This window comes from Shewanella acanthi (genome assembly GCF_019457475.1).
GTDB classification, from domain to species: domain Bacteria; phylum Pseudomonadota; class Gammaproteobacteria; order Enterobacterales; family Shewanellaceae; genus Shewanella; species Shewanella acanthi.
Genome location: NZ_CP080413.1, coordinates 1676228 through 1699355, shown reverse-complemented (window position 1 = coordinate 1699355; position 23128 = coordinate 1676228). Strand labels below are relative to the sequence as shown.

The window sequence follows — 23128 nt, the reverse complement described above, 5'->3', positions numbered from 1 at the left end:
TGTATCTCGGCGATAGTGTATCTGCAACTATCATACTTTACGTTTACGTAAAGTGGAAACCTAGATTGCCACAAATTATCTCAATTATTCGGTCACAACGAATGGTTGAGAGTATCGCTAAATGCTATGGTTCTGCAATAAATATAACGAGCGGCCAATGGGGAAATATCCTGTTGGCCATTTACTGTGTAAAGCGGAGATCTTCACGTGGCTGTATTTAATCATGTATCCTTTGACGAACATGAACAGGTGGTATTCTGTCATGATAAAGAAAGTGGCCTAAAAGCCATTGTTGCCATCCATAACACCAACCTCGGCCCCGCCGTTGGTGGTTGCCGGATGTGGAACTATCAATCCGATGACGAAGCCCTGACAGACGTCTTACGCCTCTCCCGCGGCATGACCTACAAGAATGCCCTTGCGGGTTTAACCATGGGTGGCGGCAAATCTGTGATTATCGCCGATCCAAAGCGCCCCGATCGCGAAGCCCTATTCCGTGCCTTTGGTCGTTTTATCAATAGTTTAGGCGGTCGCTACTATTCGGCAGAAGATGTCGGTACCACAACGGCCGACATTATGATTGCCCATGAAGAAACGCCTTATATGGCCGGCCTTGAAGGTAAAAGCGGTGATCCGTCACCGTTCACTGCCCTTGGCACTTATTTAGGGATCAAAGCAGCCGTTAAACATAAGCTCGGGTTAGAAAGCTTAGAAGGGCTTAAAATCGCCGTTCAAGGTGTTGGCCACGTTGGTTACTACCTGTGTAAACACTTGCATGAAGAAGGCGCGCAGTTAGTTGTTACCGATATTCACCAGGCCTCTTTAGACAAAGTTGCCACTGATTTTGGCGCAACCGTTGTCGCACCTCAGGATATCTACATTCAAGACGTAGATGTTTACGCACCATGTGCGTTAGGTGCTACCCTGAACGATTCCACCCTGCCGCTGCTAAAGGCCAAAATTGTCGCGGGCTGCGCGAACAATCAATTAGCTGAAGTACGTCATGGCGAACAATTAAAGGAAATGGGCATTCTGTACGCGCCAGATTATGTGATTAACGCTGGCGGCATTATCAACGTATCATTTGAAAACAATTATGATGCGGCCAAATCTGAAGCCAAAGTGCGTGAAATCTATAACACCCTGTTAAAAATCTTCGCTAAGGCAGATGCAGAAAACCGCACAACAGGTGATGTTGCCGACGAAATGGCCCGTGCCATTTACCAAGCTGCTAAGGTGTAATCGCTCATTTGGGTGGGTGGCTAATCGCTGCTACTCACCCTTATTCTTCCCTCCTAACCCTTCAAAAATTAAATATCCTCTAATACCAATTAGATACCCAACCGACACGTAAATTTCACTTTTCTGTAGTGGAAAAGACTATAAAGCTCTGCTTGAATTAACCACTCGTCGCTCTGAGAAGGGATAGCTTATGGTCAGTTTTAAGTACGAGTTAAATGATGACTCTGTAGAGTTACAGGCCAGTGACTGGTTTGGATTAGAAAGGGTATTGGTGAATGGACAACAGGTATCCTCAAAATTAAATTTTGGACCTAAAAGTGTCCACAACATTTGTCTTAATGATGGCCAGCAATGCAGCTTTAAGCTGTTTATCGACCCACAAACCGATGAACTGACCTGTCGGATCTACAAACATAATCAACTTATTACCAGCTTGAAACAGGGTAAAAATAGCCTCATACAAGGCCAGCGATTACTCCAACATGGCTTACTCATAGGCTCTAGTCTGGTCTTACTCGCGGTGCTATTCCCCTATAATTGACCCATAATTACCCGAATAAAAAAACCGCTATTGCCGAAACAATAGCGGTTTTGCGTTATCCAGGGTTTGGATTATTTGAGCATGTAAACACGCATCATGGTTTGTTTAACAGAGCTGTCATCAGATTTCATTTGTACACGTAAGTGAACAAAATTGCCTGCAACAGTGCTGTTAGGAATTGTGGCAACCCATTCACCATTAATTTGTTTAACTTCTGCAACTTGCCATGAAGTTTCAGCAAATTTAGTGCTAACAGGACAATAGATAGAAACTGATGGAGTCGTTAATGAACACTCTTGGCCGTAACCATATTCAAGTGTTACATCAGACAGGTCTACTTGACCGATACCGTCCATCAGACCCGCGAGTTTAACCATGGCAGGTTCACCTGCTGGTAAGGTGTTATCAATCGCTACCGGCACATCAATTTTAGGAACCAGTACAGCTTGGGCACCTTGCTTGCCAGAGTCAGTGTTAAAGGTATAAATACCTTGGTAGAACGAACCTAAGTTATCTTTAATAGGAGAGCTACTACCTACACCGCGAGGGTACGAACGGATCTCCAACTCAACCTGTGCATTGCTATCAGGCAATGTCACCTTACCGGTATCGAGGTAAGAGTTAACACCATTCACTTTCAGCCCATATAGAGACTGTGCGTTATAGCCTGTTGTGCCATCGTGACCACTCGCATCACCAAAACGCACAATACTAAAACCAACGGTGTTAGTGTCGCGGTATGCAATTACACCACCGTTAGACAATTGGCTGCCCGCTTTAGGACCTTTTAACCAAGTTGTGGTTTCTTTACCGCCTTCAGTCATCATACGAGGACCATCAAAGTAAGCGCCTTCTGTTGTAATTGAAGAACCTGGCATCACTAAGTTAGTCCACATATTTTTAGTCGTTGCAGTGTAGTACTCATCACGAACAACCGGCGTCATCACCATTTGCGTACTACCCGTAGAGTAGAACTCACCAGTGCTGTTAGTCATTGCCATCACGTCAACAAACACGGGGCGCTCATCATTTTGTGAGTGATAAGCCGCTTGAATTTTGTTCATTTTCTGTTCTTGCAATACTACTTGACCACCATTGATATGACCATCGGTGATGTGGTTGATAGAATAAGCATAAGGTGTACGCTCTGCCGCAATCCCTTTCCAACTCACAACGTTGTTACCCGCTTGAACTTCCGCGAGTAACGCTTCACCCTGTTCAGAGCTCACTGCAACAGCTGGAATACGTGGTGTACCACCGATTGTGCCTTTATAACGTCCATTCATACCTGGACGATAGAAAATCACCCCGATTGCGCCATTTTTCAGCGCGCTATTCACCATAGTCGAAGTGAAGTAGTAAGGGTTACCAATCAGTGCAATACGACCTTGTAGATCGTAATCAGCCCATTTAGTGCTATAACCACCATCTCCAACAAACACCACTTCAGCGCTGCCCTCACCATTGAAGGACATTGCCAAACCTTGTTTATTGTAATCGAGCACTTCGCCGTTTTGCATCTTAAGTACGGTTTCTGGCGCAAAAGCACGGGTCGTCACGAATGAACGGAAACGATCGTCATGGCCCTGGGACCATGTGTACATCTCCTTCACATAATCAGGTGCTAAGTCCATCGCAGCTAATTTTGCTAGCTTGTTATCGTCAAGCGCATAGGTAAAGCCGAATGAATAGCCCTGGGGAGCTAAAGGCTTACTCGCTTTAAATTCCAGTTTTTCAGCATTACGAGCATCAAACTCAAGATGGGTGTCTTGGCTCACTTTGCGGTTTAATACCGCCATTTGAGCCGCAGACTCAACCAGACCAGTGGTCGTGGTATCATTGTCATAGGTCATGACGTTAGCCACAATAGTGTAGTTCCCCTCGGGAACTTTCAGGTTCGCTTGACCGTTAGTTAAGGTCACCGCTTGACCCCAGTCATCTTCTTCATTCATCAAATACACTTTTGATGGAGAAGCGGCTGGTTTACCGCGCATATCAGTCACATTCAGGCTTAGGTTTACTTCTGGTTGCTGGATCCAGAATGACACCGGCACTGTCACATGCACATCGGTTTTACCCGTTGTAGTGCCTTCGATACGACCAGTGATCGCACCATATGCACCGCTACGCAGGGCAACACTTGAGTCAATCCACACTGGCACATCAGCAGTACCGTTTGCTGGGACGACGATTGACTTAACGCCTAGGCCCGCTAAGGTCGCTGGCATTTGAGTTTTGCCGTCTTCACCTATCAAACTCATTTTGAGCTTCAACGTAACGTCTTTATTCGATACGTTGGTAAGAGTCACCTGAGTTTGGGTTACTCCGATATCTTGGTCATAGGCAAATGAACCTAATTCCATATTTGGCGGTGCAATAATGCTTTGGCCAACAGCGCGGTTAACATCCATAGGACCAGCACCCTGCTCTAACACATGGGCATCGGTTGGCAGAACAGAAGACGTCAATACTTCCTTCACCTGACGTGGTGTCAAATCAGGTCTTGCTTCCATCACAATTGCCGCGCCGCCTGCTACGTGTGGCGCTGACATAGAGGTGCCAGACATCGCACGGTAGGCAGTATCGCCGTTACCACCTGATGCGGCAGCAATAACATCCACACCCTGTGAAGTAATATCAGGTTTCGCTGAATGGCCATCTGGAGATGGACCACGTGATGAGAAGGTGGCAGTGTTGTTCTCTCTATCGGCAGCGCCAACGGTTAAGGCGCTTGGCGCACAACCTGGAATACCTACTGATTCACGGGTAAAGCTGTTGCCCGCAGAAATAACAAATAGCGCTTTATCACTTAACGCTTCAACCATATCAACCAGTGGACCTTGGCAGCTTGTGCCACTGCCACCGAGTGACATACTGACAATGTCAGCACCTTGGTTGACGGCCCAAATCATACCGTTAAGGATACCCGTGGTTGAACCCGAACCGGAATTTGATAACACCTTACCAACCAGTAACTTAGCGCCAGGTGCCATACCCGCATAAAGGCCATCAGACTCATGGCCAGTACCTGCAATGGTCGATGCCGTATGGGTGCCATGACTGTTTAAATCATCCACACCGTTGCTTGAGTAGCTAAAATCTTTGCTTACTAATACTTGGCCCGCAAGATCAGGATGCTCAGTATCGTAGCCAGTATCGAGTACCGCAACGAGAACACCTTTACCATTATATTTATTTGCTAAATTACCGTAAGCACCCGTTAATGGTACTGTTGGTTTTAAGTTCGCCAACGCATTTACGCCGCTAGACGTGACAGGTTCAGCCTTGATAACAGCATCTAACCACACGGCCTTAACGGTCATATCGTTGCTAAGGGATTCAATCACCTGAGCCGCTTTATCTTTGCTGATCCCAAACGAAGCACTGTCAATGAGTTCGATTTCGTCGGTTAAGGTCGCCCCTTCGATAGCATTTGGTACCGCAGATCCTGCCAGTGTGCCATCTTGGTATTCGATAATAACGGGTAATTTATCAGTTGAAGCATCATCGTAACCGGCTGCATGCAGTTTAGTGATGTTGAAAAGCTCCATGTCTACAGTTCGGCTATCAACTAGCTTCTGCGCTTTAGGCGAAATGATGTATTGACCATTTTTATTTTGGAAAACACTGGTGATCACTTCGGTACCATTCTCACCCATCAGGCGAATACCACCCAGAGTGCCATCTGTACGAACGACAGCTGTGACTACTTCACCGGTGATTAAGGTGAATTGTACGGCATTTGACTTGCTATCGATTAGCATGGCGTCATCTTCAGCCATGGCATAATTTGAAGTCAGACCCATTGCCATAAGGCAGGTCGCCGCGATACGGCTACGCTTAAAAAGTTGCTTCATCTCTTGTTCCCTGAAAATTGCTTCGTTCTCGTCAAGCTGAGGCTTGAAGATGCTTATTATGTTGAAACAGTGTGTCTCAAAGTAACAAAATGACGCGACACGCAACATTTTGGCAACAGCATAGATGTAGCATTTTGTACAACAAAGGTATTAATAAATCGCACCCAATTCGATATAGTGATAAATATCGAATATTGACATAGGGTTAAGATTTTATAGAGCTATGGCAGGGTAAAATGGTAAACAGCATGGCATTCGGCTGAGGCGGTTCAAAATTAAGCAATGCTTTAGCCTCAAAAAAATGAGGGGAAAAAGAATTTTATATGATAAATAAACCGTCTATTACTCCGATAAACGATTTATTTTGTTAAGAAGATGTAGGAATTGCGTGCGTTCTAATTCGGCTAAATTAGAAAGGAATTTTTCGTTAACACGCTCAGCTTCACGGATCAGATCCTGCTCAAGCGCCTTAGCTTCATCGGTAAGAAAAATTTGAAAAGCTCGGCGATTATCGAGTTCTTGATGTCGAGTAATAAAGCCTTGAACCTGTAATTGGTCCAAGAGTCGGGTCATAGTGTAGTTAGCGACATCACAACGTTTTGAGAGCTCAGTCTGAGTGATACCTTCTTCCTGCCACAGGGCGAATAACACTGGCCATAATTTGATGTCCAAATTATAGCGTTTTAGTCGCAAATCGAGCTCATTTTGCAGCTCAATATTCAAGTGGGAAACAAGATAGCCTAAGCTTTCATAACGGTTCAAACAGCACCTCCGAAAACGACATTTAGACCCATCAACACTCAAATTGCCGCCAATTACACGGCCAAGGTCAGATTTAATACTATCACTTAACCTGTAATAAACTAGTCAGTTTATACTGTCAATTGCAATCAATATTTCATCGTTGTTGATTAATTTTCGTTGGATAAATTGAATTCATTCACGAAATTGTAATAGCAGGCGCGACTGAGTTTTCCCCATAATCCCCGCTCTAGTGGCAAATAAATACCAAAATCGGTTATGCGCATTTGTTTGCTGTCAATTTGAAGATGCTCTGTATCAATGCTGCTTCGAACAGCAAGTAAACCAGTATTACTATCGTGACTGAAATCAACGATGATAAGTGGGACATCCTCTACCTCGACTCTCACCTTCTCAACGGGCGTAATCAGAAAATAATCGTCATTATCACAGTGAAGGATACTGGCAAATAGCTTGGCAAACTTCTTAGGGAGTGCACTGCCCTCATACAGCCAATCACCCGAAGATTGGATAAGAAATAGCGGTGTTTCACTGCAAAGTACGGGCGTACCCTGTGGCTGCATGAAATCCTTTAAAGCCTGCGTGGCGTTATGGGTCCGTGGTTCCATTACGTAATTCCTTATGTCAAACCAGCTAAAAGGCGGGCAATTAATTATCCAAAAGGGTATGTGGAATACATAGGCGCACCTACAATCTAGTGCAAAATGCGCTTTGATTAAAGCACTCTTCAATATCCAAAATCTGTCACTCGTTGTGGTGAATGCAGCAATTAAGTTTTATTGCCACATTCAGCAACATGAGAGTTAGTTTTTTAGCAATGCTAACAAGGCTTCTAATGGATGCTGAGGTTTATAGCCTGCAAAGCGCTTCACTTGGCTGCGACAGGAATAACCCGATACCAACACTTGAGTCTGTTCGGTTTTATTGAGCGTCTGTTGCCATGACATCTCAAATAGGGCCTTTGATCGCTCCAGATTTTCAGCCTCATGACCGTAAGTTCCCGCCATACCGCAGCAACCTAAGTTGACCGACGTGAGCTTAGCGCCGAAGTGGCTGAAAATTTGCGTCCACTCGTTTGCTGTATTGGGCTTAGCAGTCGATTCGGTGCAGTGACTAAACCAAGTAAATTGCTTATCCTGCATCGCTTTAGATGGTATGTCACTCAAAATACCCAGTAGCCATTCATTGGCGAGCTTCACCTCAAAGGCGCCGCGGTTAACGCCAAGAATTTCCTTATATTCGTCGCGGTAACACAGCACTAATGCGGGATCGATCCCCACCATTGGCATGCCAAGCTTGTGTACTCGATTAAGGAAATCCGCACTTGAGCGTGCCGTTTTAGCAAATTTATCCAAAAAGCCTTTAATATGGGTGGGTTTACCGTTGGGCTTAAAGGGCAATAACACAGGCTTAAAGCCCAATTTTTCAATCAATTGGATAAAGCGATAAACCAGTTCCGCATCATAGAAAGTATTGAACGGATCTTGCACCACCAGTACGTACTGAGCTCTGTCGGCGACAGGAATATCTTTTAACGCATCTAAGTCATACCCACGACTTGCGTGACCATCGAGGCGCTGTTTTAAGGTTGGCACCGATAACGCTGGCGCATCCACATAACCAATTGCCTTTTTGATAACCCATTGACTCAGGCGGTTTTGGGAGGCGAAATTGGTTAAACGTGGGGCTGCCGCCATCATAGGAAGACTGTCCTCAATACCTGCAACCAAATAGTCCTTAGCCGGACGTAAATAACGTTGATAGTAAATATTAAAGAACTGCGCCCTAAACTTAGGCACATCGACTTTCACAGGGCATTGGCTTGAACATGCCTTACAGGCCAAACAACCCTTAAGAGATTCCATCACCTCATGGGAGTAATCGTAATCACGCTTAGCGTTTATGCTATTTTGCATGCGCTGTAACAGCCCTAAGGGTTTTGCCCGTGCAAGCGCATCCACATCTACGCCCTCAGTTTCAAGCAAACGTAGCCATTCGCGCATCAGTCCCGCACGACCTTTGGGCGATTGTACCCTGTCACCCGTTACTTTAAATGACGGGCACATTGGTGAGAAGCTACTGTAGTTAAAACACAGACCATTGCCGTTACAGTTCATTACATCAGGGAAATCATCACGAACTTTCACGGGGATTTGCCTGTCGAAGCTGCCGCGTTTAGTACTGTCGACATCAAACGCTAGTCTGGCCACATTTTTAGGCGCGACTAACTTACCGGGATTTAGCTTGTTATCGGGGTCGAACAGACCTTTAATATCCTGCAATACCCCATATAGCTCATCACCAAATACCACTGGGCCATATTCTCCGCGCACCCCTTTACCGTGCTCGCCCCACATCAACCCGCCGTATTTAAGGGTTAACGCGGCAACTTGATCGGAAATCACCCGCAGCAGTTTTTCATCTTCGGCGTCGCACATATCCAGCGCGGGTCTTACATGTAATACGCCAGCATCCACATGGCCGAACATGCCGTAGTGCAGATTATGGCTATCCAGTAATGCCCTAAACTCGAGAATAAAATCTGCTAACTTTTCAGGCGGAACAGCGGTATCTTCGGCAAAGGGCAAGGGTTTACGGCGGCCTTTCGTGGCGCCGAGTAATCCTACGGCCTTTTTACGCATACCGTAAATTTTTTCAATGCTGGCTTTATCTTGGGTCACTTGATAGCCAAGCACACCACACTCGCCTAAGCGAATTTGCTCATTTAAAACGGCTTCGAGCTCGGCAAGTTTCGCACAGACCTCTTCGGTGTCCCCAGCAAACTCAACCATATTCAGACCATCGATGACTTTGCCCGGCACTTCTTGAATAAGCGCTGAAACCGAATGCCATACGATGTCCTCACGGGCCAAGTTAAGCACTTTAGAATCGACGGTTTCAACCACTGTTGCCCTTGCCGCAACTAAGGAGGGTGCGTGGCGAAGCGCCGATTGGAAGGAGTCGTATTTAATATTCACCATCGCACGCTCACTTGGTAGCTGCGTGAGGTTAAGTTTGGCTTCGGTAATGACCGCAAGCGTGCCTTCAGAGCCCGTTAATATCCGCGATAAATCAAACTGACTCAGATTGTCATTCCAGACATGCTTTAAATCATAACCCGTTAAAAAGCGGTTCAATTTCGGGAATTGTTTTTCAATCAAATCACGCTTGTCGCGGCACACCTTAGCGATGGCCTTGATTAAACCGTGGCCTAATGGATTATCACTTAGGTTTTCATCTTGGCTTAACCGCTCGGCGGCAAGCGGCGCCGTGTCTAACACACTGCCATCAATCAATACACTTTTAAGCGCAAGCACATGATCCGAAGTTTTACCATAAACTAAGGAGCCTGCACCTGAGGCATCGGTATTGATCATTCCACCAATGGTGGCGCGGTTTGACGTGGACAAGTCAGGACTGAAGAAAAATCCGTGAGGGCGCAGCGCATCGTTGAGCGCATCTTTAATCACACCCGCTTCTACCCTCACCCAGCCCTCTTGTGGATTAATTTCAAGCACCCGATTCATATAACGGGACACATCCAAAATTAAACCGTGAGTTAACGACTGACCATTGGTACCGGTACCGCCACCTCTAGCGCTGAAGGTGATTTCTTTAAATTCATCCTTTGCCGCTAAGGCGAGTGCAATTTGAATATCCTTCTGATTTTTAGGATAAAGCACCGCTTGGGGCAAAAACTGATAGACGGAGTTATCCGTAGCCTGCACTAAACGCGCACTGTAGCGTTTATCGATATCGCCAAGGTAATCGCTTTGCGCTAGAGCATCAAGGTAGGCCAAATACACTGGCTCAAGGGTTTGCTGGTGTGATAACAGAGGTAACATGGGCCGCTTCAGTAATGATTGTTTCGGCCATTATAAACAAAAAAAAGCCGCTAAAAAGCGGCTTTTTTAACACCTTTATAAAATTACGGTAAAGATTAACCGTGTGCTTCGGCTAGATATAACCAAGTATCAATCACTGTATCTGGGTTTAACGATACGGTATCGATACCTTGCTCTACTAACCAAGCTGCGAAATCTGCGTGATCCGATGGGCCTTGGCCACAGATACCGATGTACGCGCCCTTAGCTTTAGCGGCTTTGATTGCCATAGACAGTAACATCTTAACTGCGTCGTTACGCTCATCAAACAGGTGGCTGATGATACCTGAGTCACGGTCAAGACCGAGTGACAGCTGAGTTAAGTCGTTAGAACCAATTGAGAAACCGTCGAAATGCTCGAGGAACTGCTCGGCTAATAAAGCGTTTGACGGAACTTCACACATCATAATAACGCGCAGTCCATCTTTACCACGCTCCAAACCGTGCTCTTTTAACAGTTGGATCACTTGCTCAGCTTCACGAACGGTACGTACGAACGGGATCATCACTTCTACGTTTTTCAGACCCATCTCATTACGAACACGTTTGATGGCTTCACACTCGAGGGCGAAACAATCACGGAATGATTCAGAGATATAACGGCTTGCACCACGGAAGCCCAGCATTGGGTTTTCTTCGTGCGGCTCGTAACGGTCACCACCGATTAAGTTAGCGTATTCGTTAGACTTAAAGTCTGACATACGTACGATCACTTTCTTCGGATAGAAGGCTGAACCAATCGTCGCGATACCTTCTACTAAGCGTGCAATGTAGAACTCAACGGGTGATTCGTAACCTGCAATCATCTCGTTGATTTGCTGTTGCAGCTCAGCGTCTTGCTGGTTGAATTCAAGCAGCGCTTTCGGGTGAATACCGATCATACGGTTGATGATGAACTCAAGACGGGCAAGACCCACACCTTCGTTTGGTAAACGGGCGAAGTCGAATGCGCGGTCTGGGTTACCCACGTTCATCATAATTTTCATTGGTAATTCAGGTAGTGAGTCAACGCGGTTTGACACGACTTCAAACTCTTGTTTACCTTCGTAGATGTAACCAGTATCACCTTCAGAGCAAGAGACAGTCACCAATTGACCATTTTTGATACGGTCAGTTACGTCACCACAACCTACAACTGCTGGTACCCCTAATTCACGGGCGATAATCGCCGCGTGACAGGTACGACCGCCACGGTTAGTCACGATGGCGCTCGCGCGCTTCATGATAGGTTCCCAATCAGGGTCAGTCATATCAGTGACTAACACATCGCCGGGTTGGATTTGATCCATATCCGCGATGGAGTTCAGGACTTTAGCCACACCACTGCCCACTTTATGTCCAATCGCACGACCTTCAGAGATCACAGCGCCACGGCTCTTTAAGTGGTAACGCTCAATCAGCTGCACGTCTTCACGGCTACGGACCGTTTCTGGACGGGCTTGAACGATGTACAGTTTGCCGTCGTTACCGTCTTTTGCCCATTCGATGTCCATCGGACGACCGTAGTGCTTTTCGATAACCATGGCTTGTTTAGCCAGCTCCATGACTTCGTCATCGGTAATTGAGAATTGACGGCGTTTTTCGCCAGCCACGTCTTCAATTTTCACTTGTTTGCCGTGAGAAGCATCATCAGAGTAAACCATTTGGATGAGCTTGCTGCCGATATTACGACGCACAACTGCTTTGTGACCTTGAGTCAGGATAGGTTTGTGAACATAGAATTCGTCAGGGTTAACTGCACCTTGAACAACCATCTCACCAAGGCCGAAAGATGAAGTGATAAACACGACATCGTTGTTGCCTGATTCGGTGTCCATAGTGAACATAACACCCGAAGCGGCTTTGTCTGAGCGAACCATGCGTTGTACGCCGGCAGACAGAGCAACACCGTGGTGTTCGTAACCTTGGTGGACACGGTAAGAAATAGCGCGGTCGTTAAAGAGTGACGCGAACACGTGCTTTATTGCGACGAGTACTGAGTCAAATCCTTTCACGTTTAAGAAAGTTTCTTGCTGACCAGCAAATGAAGCATCTGGCATATCTTCTGCGGTAGCAGAAGAACGCACTGCGAATGATGCGTCGCTAGTTTCAGCGGCAAGTTTATCGTAAGCTTCACGAATGGCTTGCTCGAGGGCTGGTTGGAATGGAGTATCGATTACCCATTGTCTGATCTGTGCACCTACTTGTGCCAGTGCATTGACATCGTCTACATCCAGTGTTGCTAGGATGTCATAAATCTTCTGGTTAACACCACTTTGTTCAAGGAATTCGTTGAACGCATATGAAGTAGTTGCAAATCCGCCAGGTACTTGAACACCGGCATTAGCTAGATTGCTGATCATCTCGCCAAGTGAAGCATTTTTACCGCCAACTAAGTTGACGTCACCCATGCCTAATTCCTGATACCAGAGTACGTATTGCTGCACAGTTCTATCTCCGCAAGTTTATTTTTGTGGCCCCTTCACACGGGAGCAGGGGCATTTTACACTCCCTCCAAAGCAGCGTAAATCTATAATTTTATTTGTAATTTTATTACTACAAGAGGTCAGTATGGCACCAAAGGTATTTTATATCTCCGACGGGACAGCAATCACTGCAGAAGTTTTTGGTCATGCGGTACTCTCACAATTTCCGCTAGAATTTGAAGCACTTACAATTCCTTTTGTCGAAACTTTGAAAAAAGCTGAGCACGTAAAACGCCAAATTAATGATTGTTTTATTACAACAGGTGAACGCCCTTTGGTGTTCCATTCCATCGTAAAACCGGAAATTCGAGACATCATTTATTCGAGCGAAGGCTTAGATTACGATTTTTTAAATACCTTCGTTGCACCACTTGAACAACATTTGGGCGTGAAAGCCACACCGGTGCAACATCGCACCCACGGAAAAGCCAATCACGGCTACGAAGCCCGTATCGATGCGATCAATTTTGCGATGGATAACGATGACGGCCAGACATTAAAGCACATGGACAGTGCCGATCTTATTCTCTTAGGTGTATCACGCTGCGGTAAAACCCCCTCAAGCCTCTACTTATCGATGCAGTTTGGTATAAAGGCAGCGAACTATCCCTTCACGGAAGACGATATGGATAACTTAAAATTGCCAGAGGCGCTCAAGCGGAATAAGAAAAAACTCTTCGGCCTGACTATCGATCCCGTGCGCTTACATGAAATTCGCCAAAGTCGCATGGAGAACAGCCGCTACTCTTCACTGAAGCAGTGCCGCTTAGAAGTCAAGGAAGTCGAAATGATGTTTAAGCGTGAACGTATTCCTTACATCGATACCACTAACCACTCGGTGGAAGAAATCGCCACTAAAATCCTCGATGTAACGGGTCTAGAACGTCATATGTTTTAACAAGACTGTTATAAAGCAACAGTTTTAGGCCATTTTTACGCTAAATAGGTCTAACTTAAATCAAATTCATTGCACAGATGTCGACAATTAACACAATTGACGCTGTGCAATGCTGCTCGATTCGTTATAATCCGAGGCAATCTGGCGAAAAGCGCCGCATGCAAGCTCGGTATTTTGAATGACCATTAAAACAGACGAATTACGCACTTCCCTCTTAGCAAAAGTCATCTCACCTGCACAACTAGCATCTGAGTACCCTTTGACCCAAGATGCAGCCGATTATCTGGTACAGCAACGCCGTGAAGTCGAAGCCATTATTATGGGTGAAGACCAACGTCTGCTGGTCATTATTGGTCCTTGTTCTATCCATGATACCGAGGCGGCTCTTGAATACGCTAATCGCCTCGCCGCACTGCACCAAGAGTTAAAGAACGACCTGTGCATTCTAATGCGGGTTTATTTTGAAAAACCTCGTACCATCGTCGGTTGGAAGGGCTTAATTTCTGATCCTGATCTCGATGGTAGTTTCGAACCCAATAAAGGTTTACGTATTGCCCGTCAGTTACTGCAGCAAATCACCGAGTTAAAACTGCCGATTGCCACCGAATTTTTAGATATGGTGAACGGGCAGTATATTGCCGACCTCATCACCTGGGGCGCTATTGGCGCGCGCACCACTGAGAGTCAAGTGCACCGTGAAATGGCCTCTGCCCTTTCTTGCCCGGTCGGGTTTAAAAACGGCACCGATGGCAACATCAATATTGCAGTCGATGCGGTGAGAGCGGCTAAAGTGCCGCATATTTTCTACTCTCCCGATAAAGATGGCGCAATGTCGGTTTACCGCACCCACGGTAATCCTTACGGTCACATCATTTTACGCGGCGGTAAAAAACCGAACTACTTCGAGCAAGATATTGAGCAAGCCCGCTTAAAACTAGAATCTGTCGATGTGACACCTCGGGTTGTTGTCGATTTCAGCCATGGTAATAGCGAGAAAAACCATTCAAAACAATTAGTGGTTGCAGAAAATATCATGGCGCAAATGCGCGCAGGCAGCACTGCAATTGCTGGGATTATGGCAGAAAGCTTTTTACAGGAAGGCAATCAGAAGGTCGTCGATGGTCAACCTTTGTGTTATGGCCAAAGTATTACTGATGCCTGCTTAAGTTGGGCTGATTCTGAAAAACTCTTAAGGGATTTGGCACAAGCCTCACGTGACAGACGCACCCAATTAGCTAAATAAGCAGATGTTTACTTAAAAGGCTTCCCTATTTAGGGGAGCCTTTTACTTTTGAAGAATTTTAACACCTCTTAAACTCCCAATTTGTATCAATTAAATGCAAACCTCACTATAATCGCGCGTTTTCAAATGCATAACCTCAGGTTGCCGTATGTCTAACACTCTCGATTCGACCCGCCCCCCTTTTTCAGATGCCATTGAGCAGCGGATTAATCAATCTGAAGCCCGTGTGATCAAAGCCGTTTTCCCCTCCATCACAAACCATCACAATACCCTATTTGGTGGTGAAGCCTTAGCGTGGATGGATGAAACCGCCTTTATCGCGGCGACCCGCTTTTGCCGTAAAACCTTAGTAACGGTAAGCTCTGATCGAATCGATTTCAAAAAGCCTATTCCTGCGGGCTCCCTTGCCGAACTGATTGCTCGAGTTATCCATGTAGGCAATACTTCGCTCAAGGTGGAGGTGAATATTTTTGTTGAGGATATGTACCAAGATCTCCGTGAACACGCCATTCGCGGCGTATTCACTTTTGTCGCCGTCGATGAAGCTCGCCAACCCACTCAGGTTTGGACTGGCGAATAATCCTAACTATCTTCGAGTTTAAATCTATGCCCTCAAATCCAACGATTTGAGGGCTTTTTAATTTAACACTCTGTATTTCTTTGCTGTTTCAAACGATAACGGACAGAAAAATATCAAAAAATTAGTCTCCAATAAGAATAAAGCAATAGGATCCTAAATGATTTTTCTGTTACATTGGGGTTAATCTTCACGCGCCACGAACATAATCAAAAAGCCATGAAGCTAGAAAATCTCAATATCATCATTGCCGACGACCATCCATTGTTTCGCAATGCACTGCGTCAGGCGCTTAGCACCGCCTTCGATAAAACCCAATGGTTTGAAGCAGACAGTGCCGATGCGTTGCAATCTGTGCTAGATACGCCTAATGTCAGTTTCGATCTGGTGCTTTTAGATCTGCAAATGCCGGGATCACACGGTTACTCAACCCTAATTCACCTGCGCTCCCACTACCCAGACCTCCCAGTTGTGGTGATTTCAGCCCATGAAGATATCATCACTATCAGTCGCGCCATCCATTACGGCGGCAGCGGTTTTATTCCCAAATCTGCTTCGATGGAAACCTTGAAAGAAGCACTCACCGCCGTATTGTTTGGGGATATATGGCTGCCTGCAGGGGCTGAAATTGTGCCTATTGAAGATGATGATACCGATAAGATGGCGACTAAACTCTCGGATCTCACGCCGCAACAATATAAAGTACTGCAAATGTTTGCCGAAGGTTTACTGAATAAACAAATTGCCTATGATCTCGGTGTGTCTGAGGCGACCATTAAAGCCCATGCCACCGCAATTTTTCGAAAACTCGGCGTCCGAAACCGCACCCAAGCGGTGATCGCCCTAGGTCAGCTTGAAATGGAAAAAGTGGATTTGAATTGAATCTGTGAATTCTGACTTTAACCAAGGCTAAATCCAATAAAAAGCCGCTCAACATTTTAAATATTGAGCGGCATTTTATTAACTTAAAAACAGCATTAACGCATCGGCAAGTGCTTCTCGGCAAACATCTCATCGATGAGTTGTTGATCGCGAAGCGCTACCGCTTTTTCAACCACATCTCGGGTTAAGTGAGGCGCAAAATGCTGAATAAAATCGTACATATAACTACGTAGGAAACTGCCCTTTCTAAAACCGATTTTAGTTGTACTATGGGCAAACAAATGACCCGCATCAATCGCCACTAAATCTTTATCTATGTTGGGGTCAATCGCCATAGAGGCTATCACACCCACGCCTAAGCCTAAACGTACGTAGGTTTTAAGCACATCGGCGCTGGTCGCACTGAACACCACCCTAGGCTCTAAGTTTGCCCGATTAAACGCCTTTTCGATTTCAGAAGCCCTATCGAATCCAAACACATAGGTGACAAGAGGAAAACGGGCCAAATCTTCGATACTAATGTGGCTTCGAGTTGCCAGCGGATGATCCTTTGGAACCACTACTGAGCGGTTCCAATGATAGCAAGGCAACATGATTAAATCGGAATAGAGATGCATGGCTTCAGTCGCAATGGCAAAGTCAGCATCACCACGAGCGGCCTGCTCGCTGATCTGTGATGGCGTGCCTTGGTGCATATGCAGGTTGACCTTAGGATAACGCTCAATAAATTGGCGAATAATTTGCGGTAGTGCATAACGGGCCTGAGTATCCGTAGTTGCGATGTTGAGCTCCCCTTGATCGGGCTTAGTGTATTCCTCGGACACTTTTTTGATGCTTTCAACTTTACTAAGGATGTCGTTGGCGATGTTAATCACCTGCTGACCGGCTGGTGTCACATGGGTAAGGTGCTTGCCACTACGACCAAAGATCTGAATGCCAAGTTCATCCTCTAGCATTCGTACTTGCTTGCTGATCCCAGGTTGCGAGGTATACAAATTTTCTGCCGTGGTCGATACATTCAAATTGTGTTTTACGACCTCAGAGATATACCTGAGCTGTTGCAGTTTCATCTTATTTCCTTGTCAAAAAAACGCTGAATACCCATCAGTAAAAAGCATTACTCAGCCTCATCTATAATCAATCGTTATAGTACATTGTAAAAACTAAAGCAAACAGGAATATAGGCTAAACGCAAAAACTTTCATACGACAGACGCAACAAGCTAAACTAAGATAACTATGCTAGTTTATTGATTTATTGTAGCATTAGCTCAATTCGACAAATAATGGAATAGCTATGACATTCACCCTAGTTCTGATCCTCATCGGTGCACTTTTACTGCTTGTTATCGGAATTAACGTTATTCAGCAACAGAAAGAACGTGCAGAGGCTGAACGTCGGATTGAGTTAGCCCGTCAACGGGCCATTATTGATGAGACTGAGACGGTATTATCAAATACCGGTATGATCCCCTGCAGTAGTCATATCATGATGATTCTGTACCGCCGCGTTCAAGATGCCCTCGAAATCGCAACAACCTTGAGTTCGAGCCAACAAAAAACAGACTATCAGCGTCGCCTTGCGGATTTAAAAAACCAAATTGCCAGTTTGCAAAATTCGGCGGCACAAATTCCCGCTATTGAAAGCTTCAAACTGCCAGATAATGACAAGCAAATTTTAGCCCTAGTACAAATGCTAAAAAAATTAAAAGCCATACTGAGGGCCGAGCACAATAAAGGGAAAGTCGACCCGAATGTCTTTAGCCAAGAAGAAGGCCGCGTCGATAACCTTCAACTGCGAATTAACGTTGAATCCATGCTCTCACGCGCACGCGCTGCTAGTTTTATGAAGCAATACGGCTCTTCCAAGCAAATGGTAACTAAGGCCCTCTCAACCCTGCATGCAATCAAAGCACAAACCCCAAATGATCCCTTTATTGCCCGTAAAGTTGATGAGGCTAAATTACTGTTAGATGAGATTATGGGCGCGCAAAAAATGTCAGCCCCAAGTGGGCAGAAACTTAAAAATGAAGAAGATGATATCGATATGCTGTTTCAACCGAAGAAGAAATGGTGATATCACTGCTTTAGCTTATTTTGCTATAAACAATATCAAAAAGCCCAGTCATCGACTGGGCTTTTTGTTGCCTTAAGAGGCGAGCTTATAAAAGTGACGTGCTTTCGCCTTAAGCGCAGTAGCAAACAACTTGTCTGTTTTAAAGAAACCCTATTCACTAAAAACTGACACGATTAAACACCGTACTGATTTAATGTCGCTTGACAGTTACAGGACTCAAACAAAAAGTGCATATCCATAAAATGAATATGCACTCATCAGATTTTGACTGAATACGTCCGTTTTTAAAGCAATTTGACGGACTAAAACGGATTAGCGATTAAGCCTTTTTCGCTTTTTTAGCAGAGGATTCACTCACCCACTTGCCATTCACATAATGCGCTGTCCAACCTGTCGCTTTACCATCAATTTCGGTCGCAACGTATTGCTCTTTGGTCTTACGGCTAAATTTCACCGCCGCCTTATTACCTTCATCGTCAGAGACGGGCGCATCGGCTAGATACTGGTATTTAGGCCACAAAAGCTCACGGTATTTCACTAACTCTTCCACTAATGGTGCCCGAGTTTCACGGGATTTAGGGAAGGTACTTGCTGCTAAGAAAATCCCAGCCGCACCGTCACGCAATACAAAATGTGCATCGGACTTGCTACATTTAAGTTCAGGCAAGTAGATAGGGTCTTCTTTTGGTGGTGCTGCTTCACCGTTTTTCAACAGCTTACGGGTATTTTTACATTCAGTGTTCGTACACCCAAAGTACTTGCCAAAGCGACCGTTTTTGAGCTCCATATCGTGACCACAGCGGTCACACTCAATCAATGGACCTTCATACCCTTTGATCTTAAACTGCCCTTCCTCGACTTCGTAGCCTTCACAAATCGGGTTATTACCACAAACGTGCAGCTTACGTTTCTCATCGATTAAGTAGCTGTCCATCGCAGTACCGCAAATACCACAGCGGTGTTTTGCACGCAGGGCTTCAGTTTCAGCATCTTCACTGTCACTGATGGCTTCAATGCCTGGCGTGAGATTCATCGTAGTTTTACAGCGCTCTTTAGGCGGTAATTCGTAGCCTGAGCAACCTAAGAACACGCCGGTAGTACCGGTTCTAATCCCCATTGGACGACCGCAGGTTGGACATTTGATATTCGTCATTACCATTTGGTTTAAACGCATACCGCCCTCTTCGGGCGCTAGCTCGGCTTTATCGAGCTGCTTAGTAAAGTCGCTATAGAAACCGTCGAGTACTTTTTTCCAGTCGAGCTGACCGTTGGCAACATCGTCTAGTGTCTGCTCCATACTTGCAGTAAAATCATAGCTCATCAGCTCAGCAAAACTGCCAACCAAACGCTCACTCACGATTTCACCCATTTTCTCAGCGTAAAAACGACGGTTCTCAACTCTGACGTAACCACGTTCCTGGATGGTCGAGATAATAGTGGCGTACGTTGATGGACGACCGATACCACGCTTCTCTAATTCTTTCACCAATGACGCTTCGCTATAACGTGCCGGTGGCTTCGTAAAATGCTGCTTAGGATCTAATTCGATGAGCGATAACTCATCACCTTCGTTAACAACAGGTAGGGTGTTATCTTCTTCATTTTTCTTCTTAATTGCCGTTTGAACACGTGTCCAACCGTCAAATCTTAAGGTACGACCGGTTGCTTTGAGTTCATAATCACCGGCTTTGACCGTTAACTTGGTGGCATCGTATTGGGCAGGTGTCATCTGACAAGATACAAACTGGCGCCAAATCAGTTCATATAAGCGCTGTGCATCTCGTTCCATATCGGATAATGCCGCAGCTTCAACTAATACATTTGATGGTCGAATCGCTTCGTGGGCCTCTTGTGCGCCTTCTTTAGAACCATAACGAATCGGCTCTGCGGGTAAATACTTGGCGCCGTATTCCTTTCCAATCATGTCGCGAACACTATCCAGCGCTTCTTGGCTCAGGTTAGTCGAGTCAGTACGCATATAGGTGATATGTCCAGCTTCATATAAACGCTGAGCCATCATCATGGTTTTCTTGACCCCAAAACCTAAACGGGTACTGGCCGCCTGCTGCAGGGTTGAGGTAATGAAAGGGGCAGATGGTTTACTTTGGGTGGCTTTATCTTCACGGGCTAGAACCTTAAAGCTTGCCGAAGATAATGATTGCACCGCCGCTAACGCTTGCTGCTCATTGATAGGCTCAAAGGCTTTGTCACCTTGCTTTACCACTTCCATTCGCAGAGCTTGGCCTGCTGGAGTATTTAAATCGGCGTGAACATCCCAAAATTCTTCTGGAACGAAGGCTTTAATTTCGCCTTCACGCTCAACCACTAAACGCACCGCAACCGATTGCACACGGCCAGCCGATAAACCACGGGCAACCTTTTTCCACAATAGTGGCGACACCATAAAGCCAACCACGCGATCAAGAAAACGACGCGCCTGCTGTGCATTGACCATATTAGTGTCGAGTGATGAAGGCTTACTAAAGGCGTCTTGAATCGCGGATTTGGTAATTTCGTTAAAGACTACACGCTGATACCGTGAAGGATCGCCACCTATCACCTCCTGCAAATGCCAGGCGATAGCTTCCCCTTCACGATCCAAGTCCGTTGCAAGGTAAATTTGATCAGCGGAATCAGCTAGGGCTTGTAGCTCTTTGACCACCTTTTCTTTACCTGGAAGAATTTGATATTTTGCCGCCCAATCCTTTTCAGGATTCACGCCCATACGCGACACCAGCGCTTGCTGATCCTTCACCTTTTTATAGCGAGCCTTTTCTTCAGGCGACATCTTTTTCACTTCAGCGGCGGATTTAACTTTCTCATTGCCTTCGGATGATGAAGATGTGGGTAAGTCACGGATATGACCCACGCTCGATTTAACGATGAATTCTTTGCCAAGATATTTATTAATAGTCTTAGCTTTGGCCGGTGATTCGACAATAACTAGCGATTTACCCATAGTTTGATTTGCGCCAAAAAATCTCAAAAAGGTGGAAATTGGCTCCATATATAGAGGGTTGCATTAAGACTTTCAAGCTAATCCCTCTTTTATATGTACCAGCGAGTCACTTTTCATACAAAGTTGAAAAAATGTAAAAAAATAATATTGCGTTATTAAAAACTAATATTTCATTATTTGCCAGCAAGCAAGAAATAGTTATGCATTTCTGACGAAAAAGTCGCTTAAAGCACAAAATCGGTCGCTTGTGCGCTTAAAAACCGTCTGTATACTGAGTCCCTTCAAAGGCGTATTTGAGCAAATAATCACCTTCCCTTTCACAAGGATATGCAATGAAGCATTTTGAAGCGAATTTCGATGGACTTGTTGGGCCAACCCATAATTATGCTGGATTATCCTTTGGTAATGTGGCCTCACAAAACAATGCCGCACTGATATCAAACCCCAAAGCGGCTGCAAAACAAGGACTACAAAAGGCCAAGGCACTAGCCGATTTAGGTCTCATTCAGGGCATACTAGCACCACAGGAACGGCCCGATCTTTATACATTACGCCGTATTGGTTTTTCAGGCACAGATGCCAATGTGCTGCAGCAGGCAGCGTTAAAAACACCAGCGCTGCTCAATGCTTGCTGCAGTGCATCCAGTATGTGGACGGCAAATGCGGCAACTGTTTCGCCCAGCGCCGACACCCGTGATGGCAAGTTGCATTTCACCCCGGCTAACCTAGTCGATAAGTTACACCGCAGCATCGAGCCGATAACGACGGGGCGCATCTTAACAGCAACTTTCAATGATCCCCACTACTTTCATCATCATAACCACTTACCTGAGCATAATAGCTTCGGCGATGAGGGCGCAGCTAACCATACTCGTCTCTGTAAGGAATATGGCCATGCGGGGGTTGAACTCTTTGTTTATGGCCAAGAAGCCACGAATCCAAATGCACTAAAGCCTAAAAAGTACCCTGCAAGGCAAACCTTAGAAGCCTCTATGGCAGTGGCTCGCCTGCATCAATTAGATGATGAAAACTGTGTATTCATCCAGCAAAATCCCGAAGTAATTGACCAAGGGGTTTTTCATAATGATGTTATCGCTGTTGGTAATCAAAATGTGCTCTTTTACCATGAGCAAGCATTTTTAAATACCAACAACAAACTAGATGAAATCAGACGTAAGCTTGATAGTGAATTATATTTTATTGAAGTCCCAACGGCTCAAGTGTCTATAAATGATGCGGTTAAAAGTTATCTCTTTAATACCCAAATCGTGACGCTACCTTCTGGGGATATGGCGATTATTGCACCGACGGATTGTCAAGAAAATCCTGCCGTTAATGCCTATTTAAATGAGCTGTTAACCTTAAACACACCAATTAAACAGGTGAAGTATTTTGACGTTAAACAAAGTATGCAAAACGGTGGCGGCCCTGCTTGTTTACGTCTTCGCGTGGCCATGAATCAAGATGAACTTGCCGCAGTAAATCAACACACACTATTAACCGATGCGCTATTTAATCGCTTAAATATCTGGGTAGATAAACATTACCGCGACAGATTATCGACCCAGGATTTGGCCGACCCACAATTAATTATTGAGTCTCGCACCGCGCTCGATGAACTCAGCCAAATCATGAAATTAGGCAGTGTTTATCAATTTCAGCGCTGAATAAAGTAATTGCCGAATTAATGAATCCAATAAAAAGGTGCCGAATGGCACCTTTTTTAATTAACTGAATTCGAT

General features: G+C 45.4%; 15 protein-coding genes. 8 read left to right on the top strand and 7 right to left on the bottom strand.

What is annotated here, in order from left to right; translation table 11 throughout:
• Positions 1 to 207 precede the first annotated feature (207 nt).
• On the top strand, positions 208 to 1242 hold the full coding sequence (locus tag K0H61_RS07540; protein ID WP_220052072.1) for a Glu/Leu/Phe/Val dehydrogenase dimerization domain-containing protein: 1035 nt from the start codon (positions 208 to 210) through the stop codon (positions 1240 to 1242).
• Positions 1243 to 1432: 190 nt separating this feature from the next.
• Complete coding sequence (locus K0H61_RS07535) at positions 1433 to 1783, top strand: hypothetical protein (RefSeq protein WP_220052071.1); 351 nt, start codon at positions 1433 to 1435, stop codon at positions 1781 to 1783.
• Between the two features lie 71 nt (positions 1784 to 1854).
• Here K0H61_RS07535 and K0H61_RS07530 read toward each other — a convergent pair whose 3' ends face one another.
• The 5 genes from K0H61_RS07530 to ppsA all read right to left on the bottom strand — a co-directional run bounded on the left by K0H61_RS07530 (position 1855) and on the right by ppsA (position 12712).
• A complete protein-coding gene (locus K0H61_RS07530) occupies positions 1855 to 5640 on the bottom strand; it encodes a S8 family serine peptidase (protein WP_220052070.1) in 3786 nt (1261 codons plus the stop codon).
• A 342-nt stretch (positions 5641 to 5982) separates the two neighbouring features.
• On the bottom strand, positions 5983 to 6402 hold the full coding sequence (locus tag K0H61_RS07525; RefSeq protein ID WP_220052069.1) for a MarR family winged helix-turn-helix transcriptional regulator: 420 nt from the start codon (positions 6400 to 6402) through the stop codon (positions 5983 to 5985).
• A gap of 149 nt (positions 6403 to 6551) precedes the next feature.
• Positions 6552 to 7010, bottom strand: coding sequence for a DUF1285 domain-containing protein (locus K0H61_RS07520; protein ID WP_220052068.1), 459 nt, complete (start codon positions 7008 to 7010; stop codon positions 6552 to 6554).
• 195 nt (positions 7011 to 7205) lie between these two features.
• A complete protein-coding gene (ydiJ, locus tag K0H61_RS07515; protein WP_220052067.1) occupies positions 7206 to 10247 on the bottom strand; it encodes a D-2-hydroxyglutarate dehydrogenase YdiJ in 3042 nt (1013 codons plus the stop codon).
• Positions 10248 to 10342: 95 nt separating this feature from the next.
• Positions 10343 to 12712 carry a phosphoenolpyruvate synthase gene (gene ppsA, locus K0H61_RS07510; protein ID WP_220052066.1) on the bottom strand — a complete coding sequence of 790 codons (2370 nt, stop codon included), beginning with the start codon at positions 12710 to 12712 and terminating at the stop codon, positions 10343 to 10345.
• 124 nt (positions 12713 to 12836) lie between these two features.
• On the opposite strand from ppsA, the gene ppsR reads away from it, so the two are divergent.
• The 4 genes from ppsR to K0H61_RS07490 all read left to right on the top strand — a co-directional run bounded on the left by ppsR (position 12837) and on the right by K0H61_RS07490 (position 16351).
• Positions 12837 to 13649, top strand: coding sequence for a posphoenolpyruvate synthetase regulatory kinase/phosphorylase PpsR (gene ppsR, locus K0H61_RS07505; protein WP_220052065.1), 813 nt, complete (start codon positions 12837 to 12839; stop codon positions 13647 to 13649).
• Between the two features lie 178 nt (positions 13650 to 13827).
• The gene (locus K0H61_RS07500) at positions 13828 to 14892 is read left to right on the top strand and encodes a 3-deoxy-7-phosphoheptulonate synthase (protein ID WP_220052064.1); all 1065 of its coding nucleotides are present in this window, start codon (positions 13828 to 13830) and stop codon (positions 14890 to 14892) included.
• Between the two features lie 148 nt (positions 14893 to 15040).
• Positions 15041 to 15472: an acyl-CoA thioesterase gene (locus tag K0H61_RS07495; protein ID WP_220052063.1), complete on the top strand. Its 432-nt coding sequence runs from the start codon at positions 15041 to 15043 to the stop codon at positions 15470 to 15472.
• 216 nt (positions 15473 to 15688) lie between these two features.
• Positions 15689 to 16351 (top strand): response regulator transcription factor, encoded by a 663-nt coding sequence (locus tag K0H61_RS07490; protein WP_220052062.1) that lies wholly within the window; start codon positions 15689 to 15691, stop codon positions 16349 to 16351.
• Between the two features lie 95 nt (positions 16352 to 16446).
• Here K0H61_RS07490 and cysB read toward each other — a convergent pair whose 3' ends face one another.
• Entirely contained in the window at positions 16447 to 17421 is a 975-nt protein-coding gene (gene cysB / locus K0H61_RS07485; RefSeq protein WP_220052061.1) for an HTH-type transcriptional regulator CysB, read from the bottom strand.
• Between the two features lie 226 nt (positions 17422 to 17647).
• Between cysB and K0H61_RS07480 the strand changes: the two genes are divergently transcribed.
• Positions 17648 to 18427, top strand: coding sequence for a hypothetical protein (locus K0H61_RS07480; RefSeq protein ID WP_220052060.1), 780 nt, complete (start codon positions 17648 to 17650; stop codon positions 18425 to 18427).
• Between the two features lie 319 nt (positions 18428 to 18746).
• On the opposite strand, the gene topA is transcribed toward K0H61_RS07480, so the two are convergent.
• Complete coding sequence (topA, locus tag K0H61_RS07475; protein WP_220052059.1) at positions 18747 to 21386, bottom strand: type I DNA topoisomerase; 2640 nt, start codon at positions 21384 to 21386, stop codon at positions 18747 to 18749.
• A gap of 332 nt (positions 21387 to 21718) precedes the next feature.
• Between topA and astB the strand changes: the two genes are divergently transcribed.
• Entirely contained in the window at positions 21719 to 23053 is a 1335-nt protein-coding gene (gene astB, locus K0H61_RS07470) for an N-succinylarginine dihydrolase (RefSeq protein WP_220052058.1), read from the top strand.
• The last annotated feature ends 75 nt before the right edge of the window (positions 23054 to 23128 follow it).